The following is a 22,673-nucleotide window of genomic DNA, read 5'->3' on the forward strand; positions in this document are numbered from 1 at the left end:
GCGGGCGTTGCTGGTCAACCCCTTGGCGCCCTGGCGTGCCGCGAGAAGGCCGGGGTCGGTCGCGTACTTCCCGCACGGAAGATGACGTGGACAGGCATAGATTGGTCAGTGAGGGCATATTAGGTGGAGACCGTTCGGGGACCCGTAGTGCGACGGTGGGATCTGAAGGGGATGTGCACCAGCTCAGTGGGAGAGACGGCCATATGGACCGCGCGGGGTCTTCGGATGACGATTCTGTGCGTGTGCTCGCCCGGCAGGTGTCCGAAGCCGCCGAGGCACTGATCGTGACCTGGAACGCCGCGGCACAAAGTGCGGTGCCACGCCTGTCCAGCCTTCAGCTGGAGGCCCTCCTGATTGCCCATCGGTCGCCGGGCATCAATCTCACCGGCATGGCGGAACGCATAGGTGCCGCACCTCCCGCGGCCAGCAGGCTGTGCGACAGGCTGGAGGCGGCGGGGCTCCTTGAGCGTCGGCGCACGTCGACCAATCGTCGTGAGATCGAGCTGAAGCTGACTCCGCACGGCCAGCACATGTTGGAGGCCTTGGCCGAGCGTCGGCTCGTCGCGATCAGCCAGGTTCTGCTGCAGGTGCCCGCAGCCCAGGGCGAGGCGCTCCTCGTCGGCCTGCGCGCCTTTACCGAGGCCGTCAACGTCGAGAAGACGATCCCCGAGCCCTGAGGTCCCGGGTTCCCTTGGGGGCCTGTCGTCCTGCCGTCCTGAAAACGGTCAGCGGCGCTTTTTCGGTGTCGCGGCCGGACCGCCTAGTGCTCCGACGGCTGTGCGCCCCTCCAGTCGAGGCAGAGGACCGCCGCGTCGGCAGAGAGCTCTTCGCCCCCGTGGTACTGCATCAGCCCGTCCACCACGGCACGGGCCGTTTCGTGCGTCGACGCGCCGCGTGCGGCAGCGATGGTCTCCCGGAGCGCCAGTTCGCCGAAGGAGCTGCCCGCCTCGTTCCGGGAGGCGTGGACACCGCTGCTCACAATGATCAGACGGTCACCGGGCTCAAGGCTGAACTGCTCCTCGTTGTACTGGGTCTCCTCGAACATGCCGAGCGGCAGTTGGGCATCGAGCTCGACACGCTCCACCGTGCCCTCGCGGTGGCGAAACAGTTGGGGGGACCCTGCGTCCACGGCGCAGGTCCGGCCCGTCGCCAATTCGATGCGCAGCAACAGACTGGGGGCCGACAGTCGGCCGCCGTACTCGCCGTAGACCGCCTGATCGGCGAGGCATGCCTGGTCGGCGAGGGAGATGCCGGCGCGGCGGGCGTTGCGCAGGGCATTGACGGTGAGGCTGGTCAGGAGGGCTGCCTGAATGCCGTGGCCTTGGCCGTCGGTGACGGTGATGGTGAGGGAGTCGTCGGTGACGCTCCAGTCGAAGTTGTCGCCGCCTACCGCATAGGCGGGTTCGAGGTGGGCGCCAAGGGTGAATGCGTCACTCTCGAAGCCACGCCCGGGCAGGAGCTGCCACTGCATCTCGGCCGCGAGGGTGAGGCGCCTGCGCCGCCGGGCCTGGAGGTACAGGTCCGTGTCGCGCTCGGCCACGAGCAGTTCATGGCCCAGGGCTGTCGCGAAGGTGGCAAGGTCCAGCACGCCCGACGGGTCCTTGACCGCCGTCTCGGGAAGATCTACCGAAAGGACCCCGAGCCGGTCGCCTCTCACCGTGATCGGGAGGTGCGTCCTGACGGCGCCGGGCTCGTCGGTGACTTCCACGACGGGGGCTTGACCGGTGAACGCCCGGCCCGCGGGACTGCCGTCGTGGACACCCGTCGCGTCCCCCGTATGCGGAAGATGGGTCACGGGCTGGAGGACGCTCAATCCGTAGTCCGCCAGCAGGAGCGTCACGTCACGGGCCTGTACGTACTCCGCCAGCAGTGAGCGTGCGGTGGACAGCAGTGCTGTGGGAGGTGTCAGTCGCAGGGTGCTTTCCGCGACACCGAGCCAGCCTGTCGAGTGCCTGTCCACGGCCTTCTTCCCTCATCATCCGGACGAATCCGCTCCGACGGGTCGGAGCGGTGCCGCGTGTCATCAGCCGCGCCCATTCTTCCCCAATCTCAGCGGGAATGCACCGCTCTGGGAATCCTGGGAAGCATCCGTCAGACACCCATATCCGCGGCTTGGTTGCCTTCTCCTGCATGGTTGCCGTGGGCTCTCGGACTCCTTACGGGGACGTTTGGGGGGCCGGGCCGGGGATGCGGACGGCCAGGGCCAGGGTGTCGTCGGGGTGGAGGACCTGGCTGCGCATGTCGGCGGCGATCGCGCCGGGGATGCCGGTCAGCGGCTTCGACGCGTGCCGCCGGGCCGACTCGATGAGGCGGACTTCACCTTCGAGAGGGTCTCTACGGCTCTCGGTCAGGCCGTCGGTGTACAGGACGATCAGGTCACCGGGGCCGATGCGGGTACGCAGCAGCCGCTCGCTGCCGGGCAGGGGGAAGCCGATGCCCCTGCCGGGGACTTCCAGGTAGCCGGCGTCCCCGTTGGCCTGGAGCAGCATGGCCGGCGGGTGGCTTCCGTTGGCGATCTGCACGTCGCCCGTAGAGGGGTCTATGCGGGCGAGCAGCGCGGTGGCCATCAGTCCTGGGGCGAGGGGCATGAGCAGTTCGTGCGCGCGGGCCACGATGGACTGCAGCGGATGCCCTTCGAGGGCGAGGGTGCGAACGGCGTGGGTCACGTCGAGGGCGCTTCGGGTGCTGCGCACCCCGTGGCCCAGTGCGTCGACGATGGTGATGTGGAGCGTGCCGTCCGGCAGCAGGAACCAGTCGTAGAGGTCGCCCCCGGTGGGAGCGAGCGGGTCGGCCGGCTCGTAGTGCACGGCGAGTTCCAGGCCGTCGACGTGCAGCGGGGCGGGGCGCAGTGCGTCTTCGAGTTCTTGGAGCATGACGCCGTGCGCCTTGCGCAACTGCTCGTCGCGCTCTTCGAGTTGTACGTAGAGGGCGAGGACGCCGCCGTTGGTTTCGGCCAGTTCGTGTTCGAGGAGCCGGTGGTCCGCCGTCAGGGCGTCCGCGTGCGCGAGGGCGGCGCGAAGCTCCTCCTCCACGGCGTCCGCTTCGCTGGCAAGGCTGCTGTCCGTGCGGACGCGGCTGCCGGTGTCGGCTGCGGCGCCGTCTTCGGTGAGGGGGATGTGCCAGGTCGCGGAGGTGACTGACGTCGCAGGGGCGACAGGCAGGGGCAGGCCGGTGGTGAGCAGCGGTCCGACGGCCTGTGGTGCGGTCAGCGTGGCGGACATGGTGGACGCGCCGGCGTCCGGGTCTGTCTGGACGTCGGCGGTAAAGGTGACCGGCCTGCGGGCGGTGAACTCCGCGGCGGCCAGGTCACAGACGGACAGGACGAGACGGGATCGGGTCTCGACGGCCAGTCCGTGGTGCTGGGCGACGCGGCGCACTGCGCCGCGCAGGGCGGGCAGGGCATAGAAGGTGCCGTTCATGAGTGCCTTTGCTGGGGTCTGAGCGCAAGGAGCGTCGCGTCGTCGCGGGTGCTGCGGGCGCGGTGCGTCACTGATGCGGCGAGCAGTTGCGGGGGCAGGCGCAACATGGACAGCGATGGGGTGTGGACCCTCCGGGTGGCAATGCCGTCGGAGCGCGGGACGGTGGTGGCCGCCGTCGGGAGAGCGGCGGTGCGGGTGTTCGGGGCTGCCGTGGCGGCTCTCCGACGCAGTGCCTCGACTGCACGCCTGCGCGCCGTGGCCTCGCTGACACTCACCTGGATCCCTTTCACTGGCCTCCGCGCGGGGCTGTCCGGCACTGGTGCACCGCACATGCTGCCCCCACCGTAACTGTTGTCACGTGGCAAATATATTCACGGGTGAAGTGCACACGAAAGCTCCACCCGTCCACGATCCGCCGAAGCGCGACCCGTAGAACAGATGGACGCCGACGGGAGGGGAAGCCGGCACGACAGGGCCCGCGACCAGGGCCCGGGGTGCGGCATCCAGGCGGCCGACCACCTGCGCGGCCCAGGGGCCCACCCCGCACCATGACACAGGTCGCAGCGGGCGCACAGAGGTGAGGATCACATGACCGCAGCGCCGATCCGGGGCCGTGGCCGCCCCACACCGACCATGCGTGCCGAGAGACGGCCGGAAGAGCGGCCGGAGAGGAACGCCGACGGTGACCGCCGCAGCGTACCGATGAAAAACATGACGAGGAGCACTCCCGCCGCCTGCGCAGTCCCAGGGCTTTCCAGTCGCAGGGCAGCGGCGCAACTCCCGGACTGCCGGAGAGTCCGGACGGGGCATGGCATCATCCGCGCATGGAACTGGTTTCGCTGGATCTGGCCGTCCACCGCCTGCGCGACGCCGAGGCAGCACTGGACGCCGCGCGCGCCGATGCCGAACTCGAAGCGGTCGCAGCCCTGCGCCGGGGAGGCGACGTGGAAGCCATCTGCGCCCTGTCCGGACTCAACCCCCACGACCTGCTGCGCCTGGAGAAGCTGACGGGCGACATCCCGGCGGGCTGACCCGGCGAAGCCTGCCGCTTCCCCCGGCCTCGCAGCCACGGCACGGAGACGGCCCGGGGGCACCCCTCGGGCCCGTCGACCGCGTTGTCGGCCGTCGGCCGGGGGCACCTTCCGCGCCACTCCGCAGGGACGCATCCACCGGCGATACGGGGGTAAAAGTGCGGCAGAACTCGGACACAGCGGGACTTCGGAGATAAACACTTGCCGCTTGACAACTATGCCGTGCGGTCGCACTCTGGACCCTGCTCACGGGCAACGTGCGCACAGAACATTGGCACGGGAGGACTGACGACGGTGAACCGGTTGGCGCACCGGCCGCGAGACGGGGTCAAGCCGTACCCGCTGCCTCCCCGCGTACGGAGCCGACGGCGCCCTTCTCGCGCAGCACCGCCGATCGGAAACACGCCAGCCCCTGCGCGAAGGTGGCCTGCTCCGCAGGCGTCATGCCGGCCACCACGTCGGCCAGTGACTCTTCGCGGCGCGCCCTCAGCTCTCTGAGGTAACGCAGCCCCTTGCCGGACAGACGCAGTTCGACTTCTCGCCGACTGGCCGAACTGGGAGCCCGCTCGATGAAATCGAGAGCGTGCAGGCGGTCGCACATGCGGCTCACCGACGGCGGGGTCGAACCCAGTTCCTCGCCCAGTGCGCGCAGGTTGATGCCGTCATTGTCCGCGAGAATGTAGAGAACCCGCAGCTGAGAGATCGAGACGGGGGCGGTCGGCGCCAGCTCCCTGCTCTGGCCCCACAACACCTCCAGCACCTCGATGGCCTCGCGGGCCGCGTGCGCAGCCGCTCGCCGGTCGGCGTCGGAGTCTGCACGTCCAACAGTCACGGTCTTCAACCGTCTCGGCTGTCGCTGAGGCACAACAAAGACCCTCCCGCTCCTCTGCTTTCAACTTCCCGAACAGGCGGTATCCGAACGGTGGACAGATTCACGGCTACGGAACGCGCGTTGCGCCAAGCGGCACCGCACGCTCTGTTGCAAGCGGTGCAGAAGGCTCTCGCCGCGCACTACGGAGCCTCTTCCGTGGACCTGCTCATGGCGGACTACGCGATGACCATACTGCAACCGGTCAGCGAGCTTCCCTACACCGCCGAACCGATCCCTGTCCACGACAGCTCCCCCGGGCGAGCGTTCGGCGCACAGCGACCGCATGTGGTGGCGGACGACCGGACCGGCAGGCTGACCGCCCATCTGCCCGTCAGCGTCCGTGGCGACCGGATCGGCGTGCTGTCCGTGGTCCTGGCCCAGGAGACGTACGACGCCGCCGCGGAACGGGAACTGCGGGACATCGCCGAGGTGCTCGGGCACAGCATCGTCGTCGCCGAGCGCGACACCGACGTCTATCTCCAGGCGAGACGTGCCAACCGACTGACCCTGGCTGCCGAGATGCAATGGCAACTGCTGCCCGGCCGGTCCTCTTCCCGGCCGGAATACGAAATCGGCGCCCAACTCGAACCCGCCTACGCCATCTACGGCGACAACTTCGACTGGTCCACCTCCGCCGACCACCTCACGCTCGTCGTCACCAACGGCATGGGCGAGGGCATCGAAGCCGCCCTCCTCACCAACCTGGCCGTCAACGCTCTGCGCAACGCACGTCGCGCCGGCCTGTCCCTGTCGGACCAAGCCTGCCTCGCCGACCAGGCCGTCTACGGCCACTACCGGGGCGACGCCTACCTGTCCACGCTGCTCCTCCGCTTCGACCTCGACACCGGGCGGACCCAGATCGTCGATGCCGGGTCCCCCCGGATGTGGCGCCTGCGGCACGGGAAGGCCGAACAGATTCACCCCGAGGCCCAAATGCCGCTCGGCATGTTCGAGGACACCCCCTACACGACCGAGCACTTCGAGGTGCGGCCCGGAGACCGCCTCGTCTTCGTCAGCGACGGCGTCTACAACGTGGCCTCGCCCGTCGGCGAGCGATACAGCGAGAAGGCCCTGATGCGGGCCCTCACCAACACCCGCCTGCTCCCCGCCTCCCAGGTCCCCCGCGCCGTACTGCAAGAACTCGCGGGCCACCGCGGCCCCATCGACGCCGACGACGACGCCATGGTCGTCTGCCTCGACTGGCACGGCCGACAGAACGACTGATCCCACGGCAGGGCATGTGCGGGCGGCAGCCTGCGGTGGAACCCGTCCGGTGTGGTGATGGTGCCGATGGCGCCGATGAGTCCACCGTCCCCGAACGGTCTACCCACTGATACGACCGTTCTCGACAGGAGTGCCATGTCCACCATCCAGCCAGTGATCGTGACTCCCCACCTGGATGTACTGTTCGGCTTCTATACGAGGCTGTTCGGCGCCGAGGAGATCTTCCGCGTGCCGGAGGAAGGCCCGGTCTTCTACCTCGGCCTGCGCATCGGCGACACCGACCTCGGGCTGGTGGCCGAGGACCCGGGAACCGAGGCTCCCTCGCGCATCCTGCTCAGCATCGGCGTCGACGACGTCGACGAGACGCTCGGCCGGGTGGAGGCGCTGGGCGGTTCGGTCCGCGGTGGCCCCAACGACATGCCGTGGGGGCAGCGCGTCGCCCACGTCCAGGACCCCGACGGCAACCCGGTGAACCTCACACAGCCGATCCCGTCCCGGTGACGTCCGCGTCGCCTGCTGTCGTTGCACCTCTCTCGCGGAACACGCTTGAGGGGCCCAGGTGCCATGTGGCACCCGGGCCCCGAAGGAACTTGCTACACCATCTGCCGGCCCTGATGTCGCACCGGCCTTCTGTGTCCGCATGTCCACCCGAGCGAGGGCGGGAGATGCGGGGATCGCGGTTGCTCGACCGGAGACCACCTCACTATCGATGTCCTGCGGTACCCGGACTCGTGACAGTGTCCGGGCGATCCTGATGGCGTTTTGGCTCCCGGCAGTTCGTCTCTGCCAGGCCTGCGGTCCTTCTTGGCTACGACAGGAACCATACGCACACCACAACCCAATGTCTACTCTCGCCAACATAGATTTTTGTGTGTTCGGATGTGAGGCAATCGCCATCGAGGGCAACGGGGCGGGGGACGAAACGGACGCTTCGGGGGTTGACGGGCCAGGGCGCGGGCACAAGGCCTGCCAAGCAGGACTCGGGCATGGCCGATCCAGAGATCAGGTGAACCAATGGACACGATGAGCCTCAGCGCCGCAACCGTCCGCTCCCCGGCCCCCGTCGCCGACGCACGCGACAGCACTTGGGATTTCCTCGAAGGGCTCGCCTTTCCCCTCGCGGCGGACGCGGCCGACACGGTGGTCCTGGTCGTTTCGGAGCTCGTCACCAACTCCCTGCGCCACGGCGGCGGCACCTGCACCCTTGACGTGACCGTGCACCCGGACAGCATCGAGGTGGCCGTGCACGACCGCAGCACCCGGGCTCCACAGATGCGCACCCCCGACCTGCACGGTGACACGGGCGGCTTCGGCTGGCCGATGGTCAACCGCCTCGCCCACGCCACCTATGTCACCCACAGCAGCGCCGGCGGCAAGACCGTCAGCGCCCTTCTGCCCCGCTAGCCCGGCAGGTGCGCGCCGGAGGGCCGACGGCGTGACACGGGTTGGCCGGGACCGCGAACAACCTTCGCTCCGGCATGCTCCTCGAAGGCGAAAGAGGGAAGCACGAATGCCCGGTTAATAATTTTATAAACAGTCGCCTGAATGCGGTGTTGCCCAGCCGCAGCGGGGCATTCGGTGGCTCGGAGGTTGATAACTATGGTTCCCCTGCTTCTCGTTCTTCTGCTGGCTCTGATCCTCTTCGGCGCGGGTTTCGCACTGAAGGCCCTGTGGTGGATCGCGATCATCGTGCTCGTCGTATGGCTGGTCGGCTTCGTCGCCCGCCCCAAGGGAGGAAGCGGCCGCTGGTACCGCTGGTAGGCGCCAGTCGCTGCATGTACACGTATGGGGCTCCCCGCCCGAGAGATGGCGGGGAGCCCCATACGTGTGCGCCCCCGGGGCCGCCACGCCCACGACTGCGCCCCGAACTATGGTGCCCCACCACATACGCCCCTGACCTGCGCGTTCCTACGGTGTGGCGACACGTAGTCGTCCCCGTCGAACACCGGGAAGTGGTGCCGATGTCCTCCCCCGCAACCGTTGCCCCGCCCCCCGCCAACCTCCCCCGCATCGTGGCCGCCAGCCTCATCGGGACCACCATCGAGTGGTACGACTTCTTCCTCTACGGGTCGGCCGCGGCGCTCGTCTTCAACAAGCTGTTCTTCCCCGAGTCCGCCCCGCTCGTCGGCACGTTGCTCTCGTTCCTCACGTACGCCGTCGGGTTCGCGGCGCGGCCGCTCGGGGCGCTGGTGTTCGGGCACTTCGGGGACCGGCTCGGACGGAAGCGACTCCTTGTGGTGAGTCTGCTCATGATGGGCGGGGCCACCTTCGGCATCGGGCTGCTGCCCACCCACGCCACCGTGGGGTCGGCGGCCCCCGTCCTGCTCACCGCGCTGCGTCTGGTGCAGGGCTTCGCGCTCGGCGGTGAGTGGGGCGGGGCCGTGCTGCTCGTGTCGGAACACGGGGACGCGCGGCGGCGCGGATTCTGGTCGTCCTGGCCCCAGACCGGAGCCCCCGCGGGGCAGTTGCTCGCCGCCGGGGTCCTGTCCGCGCTCACCGCTCTGCTCAGCGATGCCGCGTTCACCGCATGGGGCTGGCGCATACCGTTCCTGCTGTCGGGTGTGCTGGTGCTCGTCGGCCTGTGGATCCGGCTGTCCGTCGATGAATCGCCGGTGTTCAAGGCCGCGTTGGCGCAGGCCGAGGCCCGCCGGTCGGACGACGTGACCGAGAAGCCGCCCTTGGTCGCCGTCCTGCGGGACCACTGGCGCGACGTACTGGTCGCCATGGGGGCCCGGATGGCGGAGAACATCAGCTACTACGTCATCACCGCCTTCATCCTGGTGTACGCGACCACGTCCGCCGGAATGGCCAAGCAGACCGCGCTCAACTCCGTACTCATCGCCTCCGCCGCGCACTTCGTGGTGATCCCGGCTTGGGGCGCGCTCTCGGACCGGATCGGACGCAGGCCCGTGTACCTGATCGGCGCCCTTGGTGTCGGCGCCTGGATGTTCCCGTTCTTCGCACTGGTCGACGCCGGCGGGTTCGGCAACCTGGTCCTCGCCGTCACGGTCGGCCTGTTCTTCCACGGGGCGATGTACGCACCGCAGGCGGCGTTCTTCTCGGAGATGTTCGCGACCCGGATGCGTTACTCGGGGGCCTCCATCGGAGCGCAGTTCTCGTCCGTCGCGGCCGGTGCGCCCGCGCCGCTCATCGCCACGGCGCTGCTCTCCGACTACGGCACGTCGACGCCGATCTCCCTCTACGTCATCGCGGCCGTCCTGCTGACCGTCGTCGCCATCGGGTGTGCGAAGGAGACGCGCGAGCGGGATCTGGAGCGGGTGGGAGGCGGCGCGGGAAAGGCTGCCGGAATGAGGACGGTGGCACGCGGGAGCGGTGCGGCGACGGGCAGTTGAGGCGGACCGGGACGGCGCCCCCTTGAAGTGGGCTGCGGAGGCGGGCAACTGTGGCCGGGACGGGCGACCATGTGGTGGCACCCCACCCTTCAGGGAGTCATGGCCGGTGCCGCCACATGGAGGCGCAGGGCCAGTTGGATTTCCAGGGCACGGGCCGGACACTGCCAGTCGGGTCCGAGGAGGCGGCCGATCCGCTCCATGCGCTGGGCCACGGTGTTCACGTGGACGTGCAGATGTTCCTTGGTCCGGGCCGGGCTCATCCCGTTCGCGAAATACGCGTCGAGGGTGCGGACCAGGTCGGTGCCGCGCCTTCTGTCGTACGCCACTACCGCACCGATCGTGCGCTCGACGAAACCGGCGATGTCCCGGGTGTCCGCGAGCAGCAGCCCGAGGAAGCCGAGGTCCTGGGCTGCGGCGCCTTCCCCGGAACGCCCGAGCAGCCGCAGCGCCTCAAGGCAGCGACGGGCCTCTGCATAGGCGGTGGCGATCGCGGGCGGCGTCGCGGCCGGGGCCGCCACGACGGCCGAGGCACCGACCGTGACCGGCTCGCGCAGGGCGGTGCCCAGCTGTTTCGCGACCCCCCGGGCGACCTCGGCCGGGGTGTCCCCCGGGCCGAGCGGTAGCAGCAGCACCGTACCGCCGTCGCGGGTGGAGGCGAGGCCGTGCCGGGTCGTGGCCAGGTATGCCGCGGCGGAGCCGATGCGGCGGCCCTCCGCGGTACGGCGCGCGGCGCTGCTCGCGTCGGGGCCGTCGATGCGGGCGGCCAGCACCACGTGCGGGGCTTCGAGGTCGGCCCGCAGCCGGGCGGCACGCTCGCGCAGCAGAAGGGGGTCGCGGCCGGGCGCGTCGAGGAGGTCGTCCAACAGCTCGCCGCGCACCCGCTGTTCGGCCTCGCCGGCCGACCGCCGGGCCAGCAGGAGCAGGGAGGTGACCATGGCGGCCCTCTCCAGGGTGCGCCGGTCGACGGGGTCGAGGCCGGGCTGCCCGTGCAGGACGAGTGCGCCCAGGAGTTCGCCTCCGGCCGAGACTCCGGCGAGCCAGTCCGCGCCGTGACGCAGGGCGTGCCCGTCGCTGCCGCTGAGCTGGAGCACCGCGGCCTGCGCCGAGTCCGCGTCGGCGAACTCGACCGTACCGTCGAGGACTTCGGACACCGCGTCGGCCACTTCGCGTACTCCACCGCCGCGCAGGACCAGTTCGGTGAGCCGGTCGTGCACCTCGGAGGCCCGTTCCAGGACCGCGCTGTGGTTCCGGATGGTCTCGTTCGCCTTCTCCAACTCGGCCAGGGCGGACCGGGTTTCGGCCAGCAGGTTGGCGGTGTCGATGGCGACGGCGGCATGTGCGGCGAAGGAGCCGAGGAGGGCGATCTCCTCGCGGGCGAACACCCGCGGGTGGCGGTCGGCCGCGAAGAGCACCCCGATGACGGTGCTGCCGAGCATCAAGGGCACCCCGAGAATGGCGACGAGTCCTTCGTCGCGCACGCCGGAGTCGATGGTGCTGGTGTGCTGGAAGCGTTCGTCGTCGAAGTAGCTCGCGGTGACGTACGGCCGGGCGGTCTGCGCCACGAGCCCGCCGAGCCCCTCGCCCATGCCGAGCCGGAGCTGCTGGAAGCGGGCGGCGACCGACCCCTCGGTGACCCGCATGTAAGTGTCGCCCGCCGTCGGGTCGTTGAGGCTGAGATAGGCGACCTCGGTGCCGAGCAGTGAGCGGGCGCGCTGCACGATGGCGCGCAGCACCGCGTCCAGATCGCGCAGGCCCGCCAGGTCGTGCGCGGTCTCGAAGAGGGCGGACAGTTCGGCCTCGCGGCGCCTGCGCCCTTCGAGGTCGGCCCGGACCCGCAGGGCGAGCCGCTTCGCCGCGTCCAGGCGGGCCAGCGCCTCGGGCCGCGCGCCGTCGGCGCGGGCCAGGAGCGCCGGGCGGTCGTACGCCTCGGCCGGCGCACCACGGGCGAGGAGGGCCAGGTAGGGGGCTTCCGGGTGGTCGCTGAGCTGCGGGTGGTCGTGGGACATGGTCACAGGGATACCTGCCGGACGGGCGGCCTCGCCAGGCCTGTGGACAACTCTTGAGCGGTGCAGAACAAGGGAGGGATCGGTGCGTTGGCCGGTTCCGCCCGGTGGCCGGTTCGGTGGCGGGTGCGACAGCCGGTTCGGCCGGGCGACCCGGTGGCCGGTGCACGGCGGCGTCGAACCCGGTGACGGGTTCAAGTCGGCTGCCCGGTGGGTCATTTCGGGGCGGCGCCAGAGCCGGTGACGGGTTCGAGTCGGCGGCCGGGTGGGCGGTTCGGGGTGGGGCCAAACCCGGTGACGCGGTCAAGTCGGCTGCCCGGTGGGCCGTTTCGGGGCGGGGCCCACCCGTCGGGGGCGAGTGGTTGTCGGGCCGGTTCAGTGGGCGGTCCAGCCGCCGTCGAGGGCGAGGGAGGTGCCGGTGATGAAGGACGCCTGTGGAGTGCAGAGGTAGGCCACTGCCTCGGCGACCTCGTGCGGCTCGACGAGCCGCTTGAGCGCGGCGTCCTTCAGAAGGATCTCGGCGAGGACCCGGTCCTCGGGGATGCCGTGCACCGCGGCCTGGTCCGCTATCTGACGTTCCACCAGTGGCGTCCGCACATACCCGGGGTTGACGCAGTTCGATGTCACCCCACGCGCTGCCCCTTCGAGAGCGGCAGTCTTGGAGAGGCCTTCCAGACCATGTTTGGCGGCCACATAGGCCGACTTGAAAGCAGAGGCCCGCAACCCATGTACCGATGACAGATTCACGATGCGGCCCCACCCCTGCCCGTACATATGGGGCAGCGCCCCCCTGATCAGCCGGAACGGGGCTTCGAGCATCACGGTGAGGACGGTGTGGAAGGCCTCGGGCGGGAACTCCTCGATGGGGCGCACCAGTTGGAGACCGGCATTGTTCACCAGGATGTCCGCTCCGGCCGCGGCCCGTTCGGCGGCGTCCAGGTCGGTCAGGTCGAGGACGACCGGCTGGACCGTGCCGCTCAGCCCGTTGGCACGCAGGGTGAGTCGCTTGAGGCCCGTCGTGTCCCGGTCCACCGCCCTGACCGCGGCGCCCGCCGCGGCGAGCCGGAGCGCGCAGGCGCGGCCGATGCCGCCCGCGGCGCCGGTGACCAGCGCGGTGCGGCCTGCCAGATCGAGGGTGACGGAGTGCGGGAGGGGTGCGGGGGCGAAGGGCGCGGTCATGTTCCCGACCCTAGGCAGCCGGTCCCTCACCCACCCATGTGGTCAGCCCACATACTTCAGAGCCCAGCACTGGGTTGGAACCATGTGGGGCCGTTCGACTGCGCCTGCTTGATGCGGAACAGCCCGAAGTCGCTGAGCTGCGGCAGGGTGTCCATGGCGAACCAGCCCACTTCCAGGGACTCGTCGTCGTTCACGCGTGCTTCGCCGCCGGTGGCTCGACAACGGAAGGTGATGTCCATGAACTGGCACACGTCCCCGTTGGGATAGGTGATCGGGGTGGCCGCGGCCTCCACCAGGACGACCCGCTCGGCCACGCAGCGTACGCCGGTCTCCTCGTACACCTCGCGGACCGCGGTGTGGGCGGGCTCCTCCCCCGGCTCGGGGATGCCTCCGATCGTCGACCACAGTCCGTTGTCCGCGCGACGGCCGAGCAGGACCCGGCCGCCGTCGTCGAAGACGATCGCGCTCACGCCCGGCAGCAGGAGCAACTGATGGCCGGCGAGGGCCCGGATGTCTCGGATGAAGTCAGGAGTTGCCATGACCCGACCCTAACGGCCGCCGGGAACCGGCCCGTCAGCCCTCGGTGCCGCGACGGCCGCGCACGGTCCGGGTGACCGCCCAGGCCAGGCCCGCGGCGGCGACCGCGACGAGCGCCCACTCGGGCAGGGTGCCCAGCTTGGTCGCGGGTGTCTGCGAGGAGCGCAGCGGGACCTTGGCGACGAGCGAGGCGGGCGTGAACATGGCGGTCTTCTGCACGACCTTGCCGTCGGGCATGATCACGGCGCTGACACCGCTGGTGACCGGGACGGTGACGGTCCTGCTGTGCTCGACCGCCCGCACCCGGGACATGGCGAGCTGCTGGTAGGTCATCTCACTGCGGTCGAAGGTGGCGTTGTTGCTCGGCACGGAGATGAGCTGGGCGCCCCCGGTGACGGTGTCGCGGACCGCCCAGTCGAAGGCGGCCTCGTAACAGGTGGCGATGCCGACCTTGGTGCCGGACATGGTGAACACACCCGCCTTGGTGCCCCGGTTGAAGTCCTCGCGGACCATGGAGGTGTAGCCGGGGGCGAAGGTGCTGATGAAGCCGCGCAACGGGATGTACTCGCCGAACGGCTGGATCTGCCGCTTGTCGTACGTCGCGACGGGGCCCAGCTTCGGGTCCCACTGCACCTGCTCGTTGTAGAGCTTGGTGCCGTAGCCGCCGACGACCGCGCCGACGGAGATGGGTGCGCCGATGGCCTTGGCGGCCTGGTCGATGATGGCGCGCGCGTCGTCGTCCACGAAGGGGTCGACGTCGGAGGAGTTCTCCGGCCACAGGACGAAGTCGGGCTGCGGCTCCTTGCCCGCCTTGACCCGGTCGGCGAGCCGCAGGGTCTCGCGCACGTGGTAGTCGAGCACGGCCCGGCGCTGGGAGTTGAAGTCGAGACCGAGCCGGGGCACATTGCCCTGGATCACGGCGACGGTCGCGGTGCCGTCCTCGGCCGCATCGCTGACCAGGCCGCGCGCCCCGAAGGACGCGGCGACCGGCACGACGACCGTGAGCAGGGCCGCCGCCGCGGCCCCCTTGCGGACGGTTGCGGTGCCGCGCAGCCGCAGGGCTTGGCGCAGGCACTCGTACAGACCGAAACCGCACAGCGCCACACCGAAGCCGAGGACGGGCGTACCGCCGAGGGCAGCGAGCGGCAGGAAGGTTCCGTCGGCCTGGCCGAAGGCGACCTTGCCCCAGGGGAAGCCGCCGAACGGCGCTCGGGCGCGGGCGGCCTCGGCGGCGATCCACAGCGCGGCGGACCACACGGGCCACAGCGGAAGCCTGGAGACCACGGCCGTGCCGGCTCCGGCCGCCCCGATGAACAGTGCCTCGATGGCGGCGAGCCCCAGCCAGGGGCCGGGCCCGACCTCCACTCCGGTCCACACGAGGAGGGGCAGCAGGAAGCCGAGGCCGAAGAGGTAGCCGAGGCCGAGGCCGGCCTTCCAGGTCCGGCCGCGCAGCACCCAGCCGAGGACGGCGAAGGCGACGGGTGCCAGCCACCACAGGGGGCGCGGCGGGAAGCTCAGATACAGGAGCACTCCACCCAGCGCGGCCACGGCGGGCCGGACGAGACGGTGCAGCAGCGCCCGCAGCCGTGAAGGCGCGGGCGGCCGGGGTCCGAGCTGTTCCGGCTCGGTGGTGGGGGTTTCGGTGGTGCTCACCCGGCGGAGTCTACGGCCGGTCCCTGTGTTCGCGGGAGTCCGTGCTTCGGGGTGCTCGGGGCCTCTGTCCCGGGGTCTTGTGCGAAGGTCCGGCACCAGGGACGTGGACCAGGACTGGGGGCGGGGACCGGGGGTCAGGCCCCGGCGGGCTTCTTGGTGCCGAGCAGCCGCAGCCGGTCGCGGATGACCCGCACGCCGGCTTCCGCGTCGTCGACGGTCACCGTGAAGACGCGTCCGTCGCCCAGCTTGATCGCGACGCCCTCGCCTCGGCGTACGACGACGGCGGTGCCGATCTCGGGCCGCCAGCGGTATCCCCAGCCGCCCCACTGGCGCGGGGTGACGCGGGGGACGAAGTCGGCTCCGACCACCAGGTCGAGCGGGATGGTGCGACGAGGCAGCCCGATGTGGCCGCAGCGCACTTCGAGGCAGTCGCCGTCCACCTTGACCGCCACGTGAACGAAGGCGAGGGTGCCGAACAGGACGAGGACTCCGGCCGCCAGGCAGCCGATCACGGACATCAGGAGCGGCAGGATGCCCGACGTCCAGGTCGAGTCGACGGCCAGCTCGACGCCGAGCGCGATGCAGGCCGCGCCGCCGATCGCGAGCAGCCACTGGACGCGGTTGGTCGCCCGGCCGGTCCAGACCTCTGGCAGCTGCTCCGCGGCGCTTGATCCAGAGTGGAGCTCGGGGGGCGTGGGGTACTCCGGGGACGGTTCCCTCATGTTCAGCAGCGTACTCAGGTTCCGCCGTTTAGGCACCGCTCCACTGTCAGTGAGCGGTGCTGACGGCCTGCAGCAGGCGGCCTTCGGGGTAGGCGAGCGCCACGTCGGGAAGGGCGCCCGTGCGCCCGCTCAGCAGCACGGTCAGGCCTCCCACCTGGCCCGCTTCGGGTGCGGGCAGGATCCCGGCGCGGCGCAGTCCCTGGGCGGCCACCGCTTCGGCGCTGCCGAAGAAGGTGAGGGGGCCGCCTTCGGGGCGCAGGGCCGTACGGATGCGTTCGGCGACCAGCTCGTAATGGGTGCAGCCCAGGACGACGGTGCTTACCTCGGGCGGGGTGAGGGCGGCCGCCATCGCGACGGCCCGGTCGATGGCGGCGTCGTCGGCGTGCTCGACGGCCTCGGCGAGACCGGGGCAGGGCACCTCCGTGACGGGAACGCCGTCGGCGAATTCGCGGATCAGCCCGCGCTGGTACGGGCTGCCCGTGGTGGCGGGGGTCGCCCAGATGGCGAAGGGTTCCCGGCCGGCCGCGGCGGGCTTGATCGCGGGCACGGTGCCGATCACCGGGATGCCGGGCTCCAGTGCGGCCCGGATCGCGGGCAGGGCGTGCACGGACGCGGTGTTGCAGGCGATGATCAGGGCGTCCGGATGCAGGGACGCCGCCGCCCGGGCCACGGCGAGGGCACGCTCCGTGACGCTCTCGGGGGTCCGGGGGCCCCAGGGCATGCCGTCGGGGTCGGACGAGATCACGAGTTCGGCGTCGGGCCGTAGCCGGCGTACGGCGGCGGCCGCGGCGAGCAGGCCGATTCCGGAGTCCATGAGCGCGATCTTCACCCGGTCACCATAGTCGACGGCCTCGGCGAAACCGCCCGAGGTCCCGTGCGCGGCACGGGTTGTGGGGCAGACTGCGGCGGATGAGCGCCCTTGTGTGGATCGCCCTGCTGTCCTTGGTCGTCTGGCTCTGGCTGCTGCTCGGCCAGGGCTTCTTCTGGCGCACCGACCAGCGGCTGCCGCCGCGCGCGGAGCTCGCGGATTGGCCGGATGTCGCGGTCGTGGTGCCGGCCCGCGACGAGGCGCACGTGCTGCCGCTGAGCCTTCCGTCGCTGCTCGCCCAGGACTATCCGGGCCGCGCGCGGATCTTCCTGGTCGACGACGGGAGCTCGGACGGCACCGGAGACCTGGCCCGCTCGCTCGCCGACGAGCACCGGGGTCTGCCGCTCACCGTCGTCACACCGGGTGAGCCGGAGCCCGGCTGGACCGGCAAGCTGTGGGCGCTGCGGCAGGGCATGGCGCTCGCACGGGCGGACGGTCCGGAGTACCTGCTGCTCACCGACGCCGACATCGCGCACCGGCCGGACAGCCTGCGCGAGCTGGTGGCCGCGGCGCGCGGCGGCGGTTTCGACCTGGTGTCGCAGATGGCCCGGCTGCGGGTGGCGAGCGGCTGGGAGCGGCTGATCGTCCCGGCGTTCGTGTACTTCTTCGCCCAGCTGTATCCGTTCCGCTGGATCAACGCCCGCAGGCCGCGTGCCACCGCCGCGGCCGGCGGCTGCGTCCTGCTGCGTACGGAGGCGGCCGAGCGGGCGCGGATTCCGCAGGCGGTGCACCAGGCGGTGATCGACGACGTGTCCGTGGCGCGTGCGGTACGCAGGTCCGGCGGGCGGGTCTGGCTGGGCCTCGCGGACCGGGTGGACAGCGTGCGCCCCTACCCGGCGCTGGCGGACCTGTGGCGGATGGTCTCGCGCAGCGCGTACGCACAGCTGCGGCACAACCCGCTGGTGCTGTTCGGCACGGTCGGCGGCCTCACGCTCGTCTATCTGGCCCCGCCGCTCACGTTCGCCGCGGGCCTGGTGAGCGGCAGTTCGGCGGCCGCCTGGGCGGGCGGGCTCGCCTGGCTGGTGATGGCCGGCACGTATCTGCCGATGCTGCGCTACTACCGTCAGCCGCTCGCGCTCGCGCCCACGCTGCCGTTCACGGCGCTGCTGTACCTGCTGATGACGGTCGACTCGGCGGTGCAGCACTACCGCGGCCGGGGCGCAGCCTGGAAGGGGCGTACCTACGCCCGTCCCGAGGCCGCGCCCGAACAACGCTGAGGGGTGCTACTTGCGGCCGGGCGTCCAGTTCATGCCCCAGCCGTAGGCCTGGTCTATGGTCCGCTGCGGGCTGACGCCGCGTGCGGGCACCAGATAGCGGGCCTCGCGCTGGACGACGAGGTCGCCGCCGTTGTTGGTGATCAGGGCGAGTGCGCAGACCGTGGAGGGGACGGTGCACTCGTCGAGGAAGAACTCGATGGGCGCCCCGAACTGCGGCTGGAGCGTCACCGTGGCGTGCAGGTCGGCGAAGCTGCGGGCGCCCTCGTAGATGGTGACGAAGATCAGAAGGCGGCGGAACTTGTCCTTCTGGTCGAGGTTGACGGTGAGGTTCTCGCCCGATTCGACGGCGCCGGTGCGGTCGTCGCCGTCGAGGTGGACGTAAGGGGGCTGGTGGAGCGCGCCGAAGGCGTTGCCCAGGGCCTGGACCACGCCCTTGCGGCCGTCGGCGAGTTCGTACAGCGCGCACAGGTCGAGGTCGAGGTCGGAGTGGTTGGCGGCCGCGCGGCCCAACTTGGCTCCCCAGCCGCTGAACTGCTTGCGGCTCTGCCAGTTGAGGTTGACCCGCATCGCGCCCGAGGTGCCGCCCTGCTTGGCGAGCGAGACCCTGGGCGCTTCCTTGGTGAGCGTGACTTTGGACAGCCGCACCGGCGCCGGCGGGGCCGTGGGGGGCACCGGGACCTGGACGGTCGGCGGCTGGACCGAGGGGGTGAAGGGCGCGGTCGGCGGCACGTAGGGGGACCGGGGCGCGGCGGGCTGCTGGGGCGCCGTGTAGGAGGCTTGCGGGGCGGCCGGCTGCTGGGGCTTGTCGACGCTGATGCCGAAGTCCGTCGCCAGTCCTTCGAGTCCGCTGTCGTAGCCCTGGCCGACCGCGCGGAACTTCCAGGCGCCCTGGCGGCGGTAGAGCTCGCCGAGGATGAAGGCGGTCTCGACGGTGGCGTCCTGGCTGTCGAAGTGGGCGAGTTCCGCGCCGCCCGCGGCGTCCAGGACGCGGATGCCGAGCCCGGGGACCCGGCCGAACGTGCCGCCGTCGGCCGAGGCCGCGAGCACGACGCGCTCGACCGCGGGCTCGATCCGCGACAGGTCGACGAAGAGGGTGTCCGTCACCGCGTCCGGCCCGGACCGCTTCCCTTCGTGGCGTACCGCGCCGGAGGAGTGGGCCGGCTGGTTGTAGAACACGAAGTCGGCGTCGGAGCGGACCCGGCCGCCGGTCAGGAGCAGCGCCGAGGCGTCGACGTCGGGGACGCCGGGGCCGGTTCGCCAGGCCAGCTCGATGCGCACCGAGTGCGCAGGCACCGGGACATTGGCTCCTTTAAGCATGGACATGCTCTCCCCCATCACTCCTGGCGGTGCCCGCACGTTTCTGCCCGCCAACCTAACGCGCGATCGACCGCCGGGCACCTACCCCGGCCGGGGGCCGTCGGCCCGGACGGCGTGGCCCGCGCGGGCGGGGCGTCGCGCCGCATGCGCGAGCCGCCGGAATACGCGCCCCGGTACCGGTACTCGTACCCGGCCGCACCCGAGGTCATTTTCGAAACCAACTACCTTACAGGTGAGGCCCGTTGGCGAATTCCCTGCCCGGTCGACAAGGTAGCCTTCCGTCATGAATAAGGATGCCGTGACCGAGCTGGTCGAAAAGTATTTCGCGATATGGAACGAATCCGATGACGCGACCCGGGCCGCTTCGATTGACGAAGTATTCACGCCGGACGCCACCTACACCGATCCGACCGTCGCCGCTGAAGGCGTGGTGGCCATAGGCGAATACATCGCCGACGCGCGGACGAACTTCGCCGGAATGCTGTTCACCTACGACGCGCTGCTGACCCACCACGACGCCGTCCACTTCTCGTGGGGGGTCGGCCCCACGGGCGGCGCCCCGGTGGTGACCGGGTTCGACGTCGCACGGTTCGACGGCGGCCGGATCGCGGACCTGTACGGATTCTTCAACGGCTTCTGACCCGGCGCCCCGCAACCCGGATTCCTTCCATCGCGTCCGGCGCACATGAATTCTTCCTTGAATCCGGGCCACCGGCCGACGCCCGTCGTCCGTCACCGTGTCGGCGTTCCGCTTGCCGGGCAGTTCGACGGCGTCCGGCGGCCGGGACCCGCGGTATCCGTGAACACCCCGTCAACCACCGCCACCAGCAAGGACGTTGGGAGAATCGGCCACCTCCCGGGACTGCCACCCCGACCGGCCCCCGCGCACAGTCGGCGACGCCGGTTCGGCGGGCAACGGGAAGACGTCACCCTTCGTGGGCACTCCGTCGCTTCGCGTCAAGCGGAGAGCTCCCCCGGGACCCTTGTCGGCCATGGCGTCATCCGCGGCGTTTCAGCAGGTCAGATTGTCTAAACCTGCGCAAATGGGATGACCCCGAGATGGGGGCTCCCCAACGGCCACATCGTGGGCTTAACTTATGTGCCATGACCTCCCCCCGCTCCACCTATGGCGGCGGTTACTACTCCGCGCCGTTCTTCCCGGACACCCCCATCTACGACTCCCTCGTCGCAGAGCGGGGCACGCCTCAGATCGCCCCGATCCGAGTGCCCGCCCTCTACGACACGAGCAGCAACTACCTGCCGGCGCTTCCGTCGGCACTGCCCGCGCTGCCGGCCGCCCCCTCCCAGCCGAGCCCGTCCTACGCGGCGTCGTACGGATACCAGCAGCCGACGCAGCAGCCCGTGCCGCTCCAGCAGGCGCCCGCCCCGTACATCCCCCAGCAGCCCTCGGCCCCGCGCGGCTACCAGGGCCAGCAGACGATGCCGCAGCGCCCGATGGGTACCGGGTATGAGGCCATGCGGCCCGCCGCGCCCCGGCCGGCGCCCACGCCGTACGAGGATCCGTACAACCGGCCGTATCAGGGCACCGGGTACTGATCGAGGGCGGGACCGGCCGCCCGGACGCCGGTCCGGGCCGCTGTCAGGATGTGTTCATGAACAACGGCCTTTCCGCTGTCGTCGACGGGATCCGCATTCATCCCGTCAAGTCGGTCGGGGGATACGACACGGCACAAGCGGTGGTCGAGCCATGGGGGCTCGCCGGGGACCGCCGCTGGATGCTGGTGGACGCGGACGGCACGGCCGTCACGCAGCGCGAGCGGCCTGCCCTCGCCCTGAGCAGTGCCGCCACACTGCCGGGCGGCGGCGTACGCCTGTCCGCCCCCGGGTGCGCCGGTCTGAGCGTCGAGCCGCCGGAGCCACGGGCCACGACGACCGTCACGCTGTTCGGCACCAAGTTCGAGGCGGTGGCCGCCGCCGACGCGGCCCATGCGTGGTTCAGCGAGCGGCTGGGCACCGAGGTCCGCCTGATGCACCTCGACGACCCGGCCTCGCGAAGAACGATCGATCCGCAGTACGCGCCCGACGGCGAGACGGTCAGCTTCGCCGACGGCTTTCCGCTCCAGATCGCCACCCGCGCGTCGCTGGACGCCCTCAACTCGCTGATCGCCCGGGGCGACCGTCCCGGCGAGGGCCCGCTGCCCATGGACCGGTTCCGGCCCAATGTGGTCCTCGACGGGACCGCGGCCTGGGCGGAGGACGGCTGGTCGCGGATCTCGATCGGCGATGTCTCCTTCCTCCTCGCGAAGCCCTGCGGCCGCTGCCTCATCACCACCACCGACCAGGCCACCGCCGAGCGCGGCAAGGAACCGCTGCGCGCCCTGGCCCGGCACCGCAGGATCGGAAACGCGCTGGCGTTCGGCGTGCTGGTGATCCCGGAGAACACCGGCAGCATCCGCGTCGGCGACCCGATGAGAGTCCTCGCATAGCTCTGCGCCACGCGGGAACTCCTGTGGGTAGCAGATGCGTTGAACAGTCGAGCCGGGTGGATCGGGTGGGTCGGGTCCCTGTTCGCGTCACCCGCGCGCATGCCGCCCCGGCCCGGGGCGGCCCGGAGGCGGAAGGGGGTGCGTGGCCCGTGCGAGTGCTTCCGGGAGTGTGGCGCTGGCGGCACAATCCGCTGCGCCGCCGGACGGACCTCGCGGAGGCCTGGCTGGCGCTCGTGACGCTGCTCGTCATGGTGCTCGCCGTGCCGGCGGTGGGGGCGCTGTGCGGTTCGCTCAGCAACGCCTCGCTGCGCCAGGCCGTCGCCGAGCAGCGGCGGCACCGGCACATCACCGAGGCCGTCGTGGTGGCCCGGGCCGAGCGCCGGACGGCGCCCGCCCAGCCGGACGGCTCGATGGGCCGCGTCACCCGTACCAGGGTCGTGGCCAACTGGACGGCGCACGACGGCAGTTCACACAGCGGCACTCTTGGCACACCGCTGAAGTCCCCGGCGCCCGGCGCCACTTTCCGGCTGTGGACCGACGATCACGGCAGGCCGGTGCCCCGGCCGATGACCACGGGGGCGGCGGCGACGCACGCCGTGTTCTCGGGGATCTGTGCGGCCGCCGCGGCCGCCGCACTCATCGAGGGCATGCGGCGGCTGATCGTATGGCGGCTGATACGCCGGCGGTATGAACGACTGGACCGCGCGTGGGCCCGATACGGTCCGGACTGGGGCCGGACCGGCGCAGGCAGCTGACCGGTCAACTCACCGGCCCCGCGCGCGCTACGGTGGACCATCAGCCGCACATACGAGGCCACGGCCGAGGTGTGCGC

General features: G+C 70.9%; 22 protein-coding genes. 12 read left to right on the forward strand and 10 right to left on the reverse strand.

Going from position 1 to position 22,673, the window contains the following annotated elements:
- Positions 1-242 precede the first annotated feature (242 nt).
- Positions 243-677 carry a MarR family transcriptional regulator gene (locus tag IE267_RS22810; protein WP_229861381.1) on the forward strand — a complete coding sequence of 145 codons (435 nt, stop codon included), beginning with the start codon at positions 243-245 and terminating at the stop codon, positions 675-677.
- Positions 678-760: 83 nt separating this feature from the next.
- On the opposite strand, the gene IE267_RS22815 is transcribed toward IE267_RS22810, so the two are convergent.
- Complete coding sequence (locus IE267_RS22815) at positions 761-1,960, reverse strand: PP2C family protein-serine/threonine phosphatase (RefSeq protein ID WP_189764499.1); 1,200 nt, start codon at positions 1,958-1,960, stop codon at positions 761-763.
- 196 nt (positions 1,961-2,156) lie between these two features.
- Positions 2,157-3,419, reverse strand: a complete 1,263-nt coding sequence (locus IE267_RS22820; RefSeq protein WP_189764500.1) for a PP2C family protein-serine/threonine phosphatase — start codon at positions 3,417-3,419, stop codon at positions 2,157-2,159.
- A gap of 824 nt (positions 3,420-4,243) precedes the next feature.
- On the opposite strand from IE267_RS22820, the gene IE267_RS22825 reads away from it, so the two are divergent.
- On the forward strand, positions 4,244-4,450 hold the full coding sequence (locus IE267_RS22825; protein ID WP_167155733.1) for a hypothetical protein: 207 nt from the start codon (positions 4,244-4,246) through the stop codon (positions 4,448-4,450).
- 328 nt (positions 4,451-4,778) lie between these two features.
- On the opposite strand, the gene IE267_RS22830 is transcribed toward IE267_RS22825, so the two are convergent.
- Entirely contained in the window at positions 4,779-5,282 is a 504-nt protein-coding gene (locus tag IE267_RS22830; protein ID WP_229861382.1) for a MarR family winged helix-turn-helix transcriptional regulator, read from the reverse strand.
- 90 nt (positions 5,283-5,372) lie between these two features.
- On the opposite strand from IE267_RS22830, the gene IE267_RS22835 reads away from it, so the two are divergent.
- The 5 genes from IE267_RS22835 to IE267_RS22855 all read left to right on the forward strand — a co-directional run bounded on the left by IE267_RS22835 (position 5,373) and on the right by IE267_RS22855 (position 9,898).
- Positions 5,373-6,545 (forward strand): PP2C family protein-serine/threonine phosphatase, encoded by a 1,173-nt coding sequence (locus IE267_RS22835; RefSeq protein ID WP_167155725.1) that lies wholly within the window; start codon positions 5,373-5,375, stop codon positions 6,543-6,545.
- Positions 6,546-6,680: 135 nt separating this feature from the next.
- On the forward strand, positions 6,681-7,046 hold the full coding sequence (locus IE267_RS22840) for a VOC family protein (protein ID WP_189764502.1): 366 nt from the start codon (positions 6,681-6,683) through the stop codon (positions 7,044-7,046).
- Between the two features lie 513 nt (positions 7,047-7,559).
- A complete protein-coding gene (locus IE267_RS22845; RefSeq protein WP_189764503.1) occupies positions 7,560-7,949 on the forward strand; it encodes an ATP-binding protein in 390 nt (129 codons plus the stop codon).
- A 195-nt stretch (positions 7,950-8,144) separates the two neighbouring features.
- Positions 8,145-8,306 carry a hydrophobic protein gene (locus IE267_RS22850; RefSeq protein ID WP_100575597.1) on the forward strand — a complete coding sequence of 54 codons (162 nt, stop codon included), beginning with the start codon at positions 8,145-8,147 and terminating at the stop codon, positions 8,304-8,306.
- A 200-nt stretch (positions 8,307-8,506) separates the two neighbouring features.
- The gene (locus tag IE267_RS22855; RefSeq protein WP_189764504.1) at positions 8,507-9,898 is read left to right on the forward strand and encodes an MFS transporter; all 1,392 of its coding nucleotides are present in this window, start codon (positions 8,507-8,509) and stop codon (positions 9,896-9,898) included.
- A gap of 89 nt (positions 9,899-9,987) precedes the next feature.
- Here the strand turns inward: IE267_RS22855 and IE267_RS22860 are convergent, their stop codons facing one another.
- The 6 genes from IE267_RS22860 to IE267_RS22885 form a co-directional block, all read right to left on the reverse strand.
- On the reverse strand, positions 9,988-11,904 hold the full coding sequence (locus IE267_RS22860) for a helix-turn-helix domain-containing protein (RefSeq protein ID WP_189764505.1): 1,917 nt from the start codon (positions 11,902-11,904) through the stop codon (positions 9,988-9,990).
- Positions 11,905-12,276: 372 nt separating this feature from the next.
- Positions 12,277-13,080, reverse strand: coding sequence for a 3-hydroxybutyrate dehydrogenase (locus IE267_RS22865; protein WP_189764506.1), 804 nt, complete (start codon positions 13,078-13,080; stop codon positions 12,277-12,279).
- A 56-nt stretch (positions 13,081-13,136) separates the two neighbouring features.
- Positions 13,137-13,619 carry an NUDIX hydrolase gene (locus IE267_RS22870; protein WP_189764507.1) on the reverse strand — a complete coding sequence of 161 codons (483 nt, stop codon included), beginning with the start codon at positions 13,617-13,619 and terminating at the stop codon, positions 13,137-13,139.
- A gap of 34 nt (positions 13,620-13,653) precedes the next feature.
- Positions 13,654-15,270: an apolipoprotein N-acyltransferase gene (lnt, locus tag IE267_RS22875; protein WP_189764508.1), complete on the reverse strand. Its 1,617-nt coding sequence runs from the start codon at positions 15,268-15,270 to the stop codon at positions 13,654-13,656.
- Between the two features lie 134 nt (positions 15,271-15,404).
- Complete coding sequence (locus IE267_RS22880) at positions 15,405-15,992, reverse strand: hypothetical protein (protein WP_189764509.1); 588 nt, start codon at positions 15,990-15,992, stop codon at positions 15,405-15,407.
- A 46-nt stretch (positions 15,993-16,038) separates the two neighbouring features.
- The gene (locus IE267_RS22885; protein WP_189764510.1) at positions 16,039-16,821 is read right to left on the reverse strand and encodes a glutamate racemase; all 783 of its coding nucleotides are present in this window, start codon (positions 16,819-16,821) and stop codon (positions 16,039-16,041) included.
- Positions 16,822-16,901: 80 nt separating this feature from the next.
- On the opposite strand from IE267_RS22885, the gene IE267_RS22890 reads away from it, so the two are divergent.
- Positions 16,902-18,077 (forward strand): glycosyltransferase, encoded by a 1,176-nt coding sequence (locus IE267_RS22890; RefSeq protein ID WP_189764511.1) that lies wholly within the window; start codon positions 16,902-16,904, stop codon positions 18,075-18,077.
- 6 nt (positions 18,078-18,083) lie between these two features.
- Here IE267_RS22890 and IE267_RS22895 read toward each other — a convergent pair whose 3' ends face one another.
- Positions 18,084-19,412 carry a TerD family protein gene (locus IE267_RS22895; RefSeq protein ID WP_189764512.1) on the reverse strand — a complete coding sequence of 443 codons (1,329 nt, stop codon included), beginning with the start codon at positions 19,410-19,412 and terminating at the stop codon, positions 18,084-18,086.
- Between the two features lie 280 nt (positions 19,413-19,692).
- Here IE267_RS22895 and IE267_RS22900 point away from each other — a divergent pair, with 280 nt between their 5' ends.
- The 4 genes from IE267_RS22900 to IE267_RS22915 all read left to right on the forward strand — a co-directional run bounded on the left by IE267_RS22900 (position 19,693) and on the right by IE267_RS22915 (position 22,596).
- Positions 19,693-20,034 carry a nuclear transport factor 2 family protein gene (locus IE267_RS22900; RefSeq protein ID WP_205380387.1) on the forward strand — a complete coding sequence of 114 codons (342 nt, stop codon included), beginning with the start codon at positions 19,693-19,695 and terminating at the stop codon, positions 20,032-20,034.
- A 464-nt stretch (positions 20,035-20,498) separates the two neighbouring features.
- Positions 20,499-20,951: a DUF6643 family protein gene (locus tag IE267_RS22905; protein ID WP_189764513.1), complete on the forward strand. Its 453-nt coding sequence runs from the start codon at positions 20,499-20,501 to the stop codon at positions 20,949-20,951.
- A gap of 56 nt (positions 20,952-21,007) precedes the next feature.
- Positions 21,008-21,841, forward strand: coding sequence for an MOSC domain-containing protein (locus IE267_RS22910; protein ID WP_189764514.1), 834 nt, complete (start codon positions 21,008-21,010; stop codon positions 21,839-21,841).
- 149 nt (positions 21,842-21,990) lie between these two features.
- Positions 21,991-22,596, forward strand: coding sequence for an Rv1733c family protein (locus tag IE267_RS22915; RefSeq protein WP_189764515.1), 606 nt, complete (start codon positions 21,991-21,993; stop codon positions 22,594-22,596).
- Positions 22,597-22,673 lie beyond the last annotated feature (77 nt).

The sequence above is a fragment of the Streptomyces xanthochromogenes genome (assembly GCF_014650455.1).
GTDB classification, from domain to species: domain Bacteria; phylum Actinomycetota; class Actinomycetes; order Streptomycetales; family Streptomycetaceae; genus Streptomyces; species Streptomyces xanthochromogenes.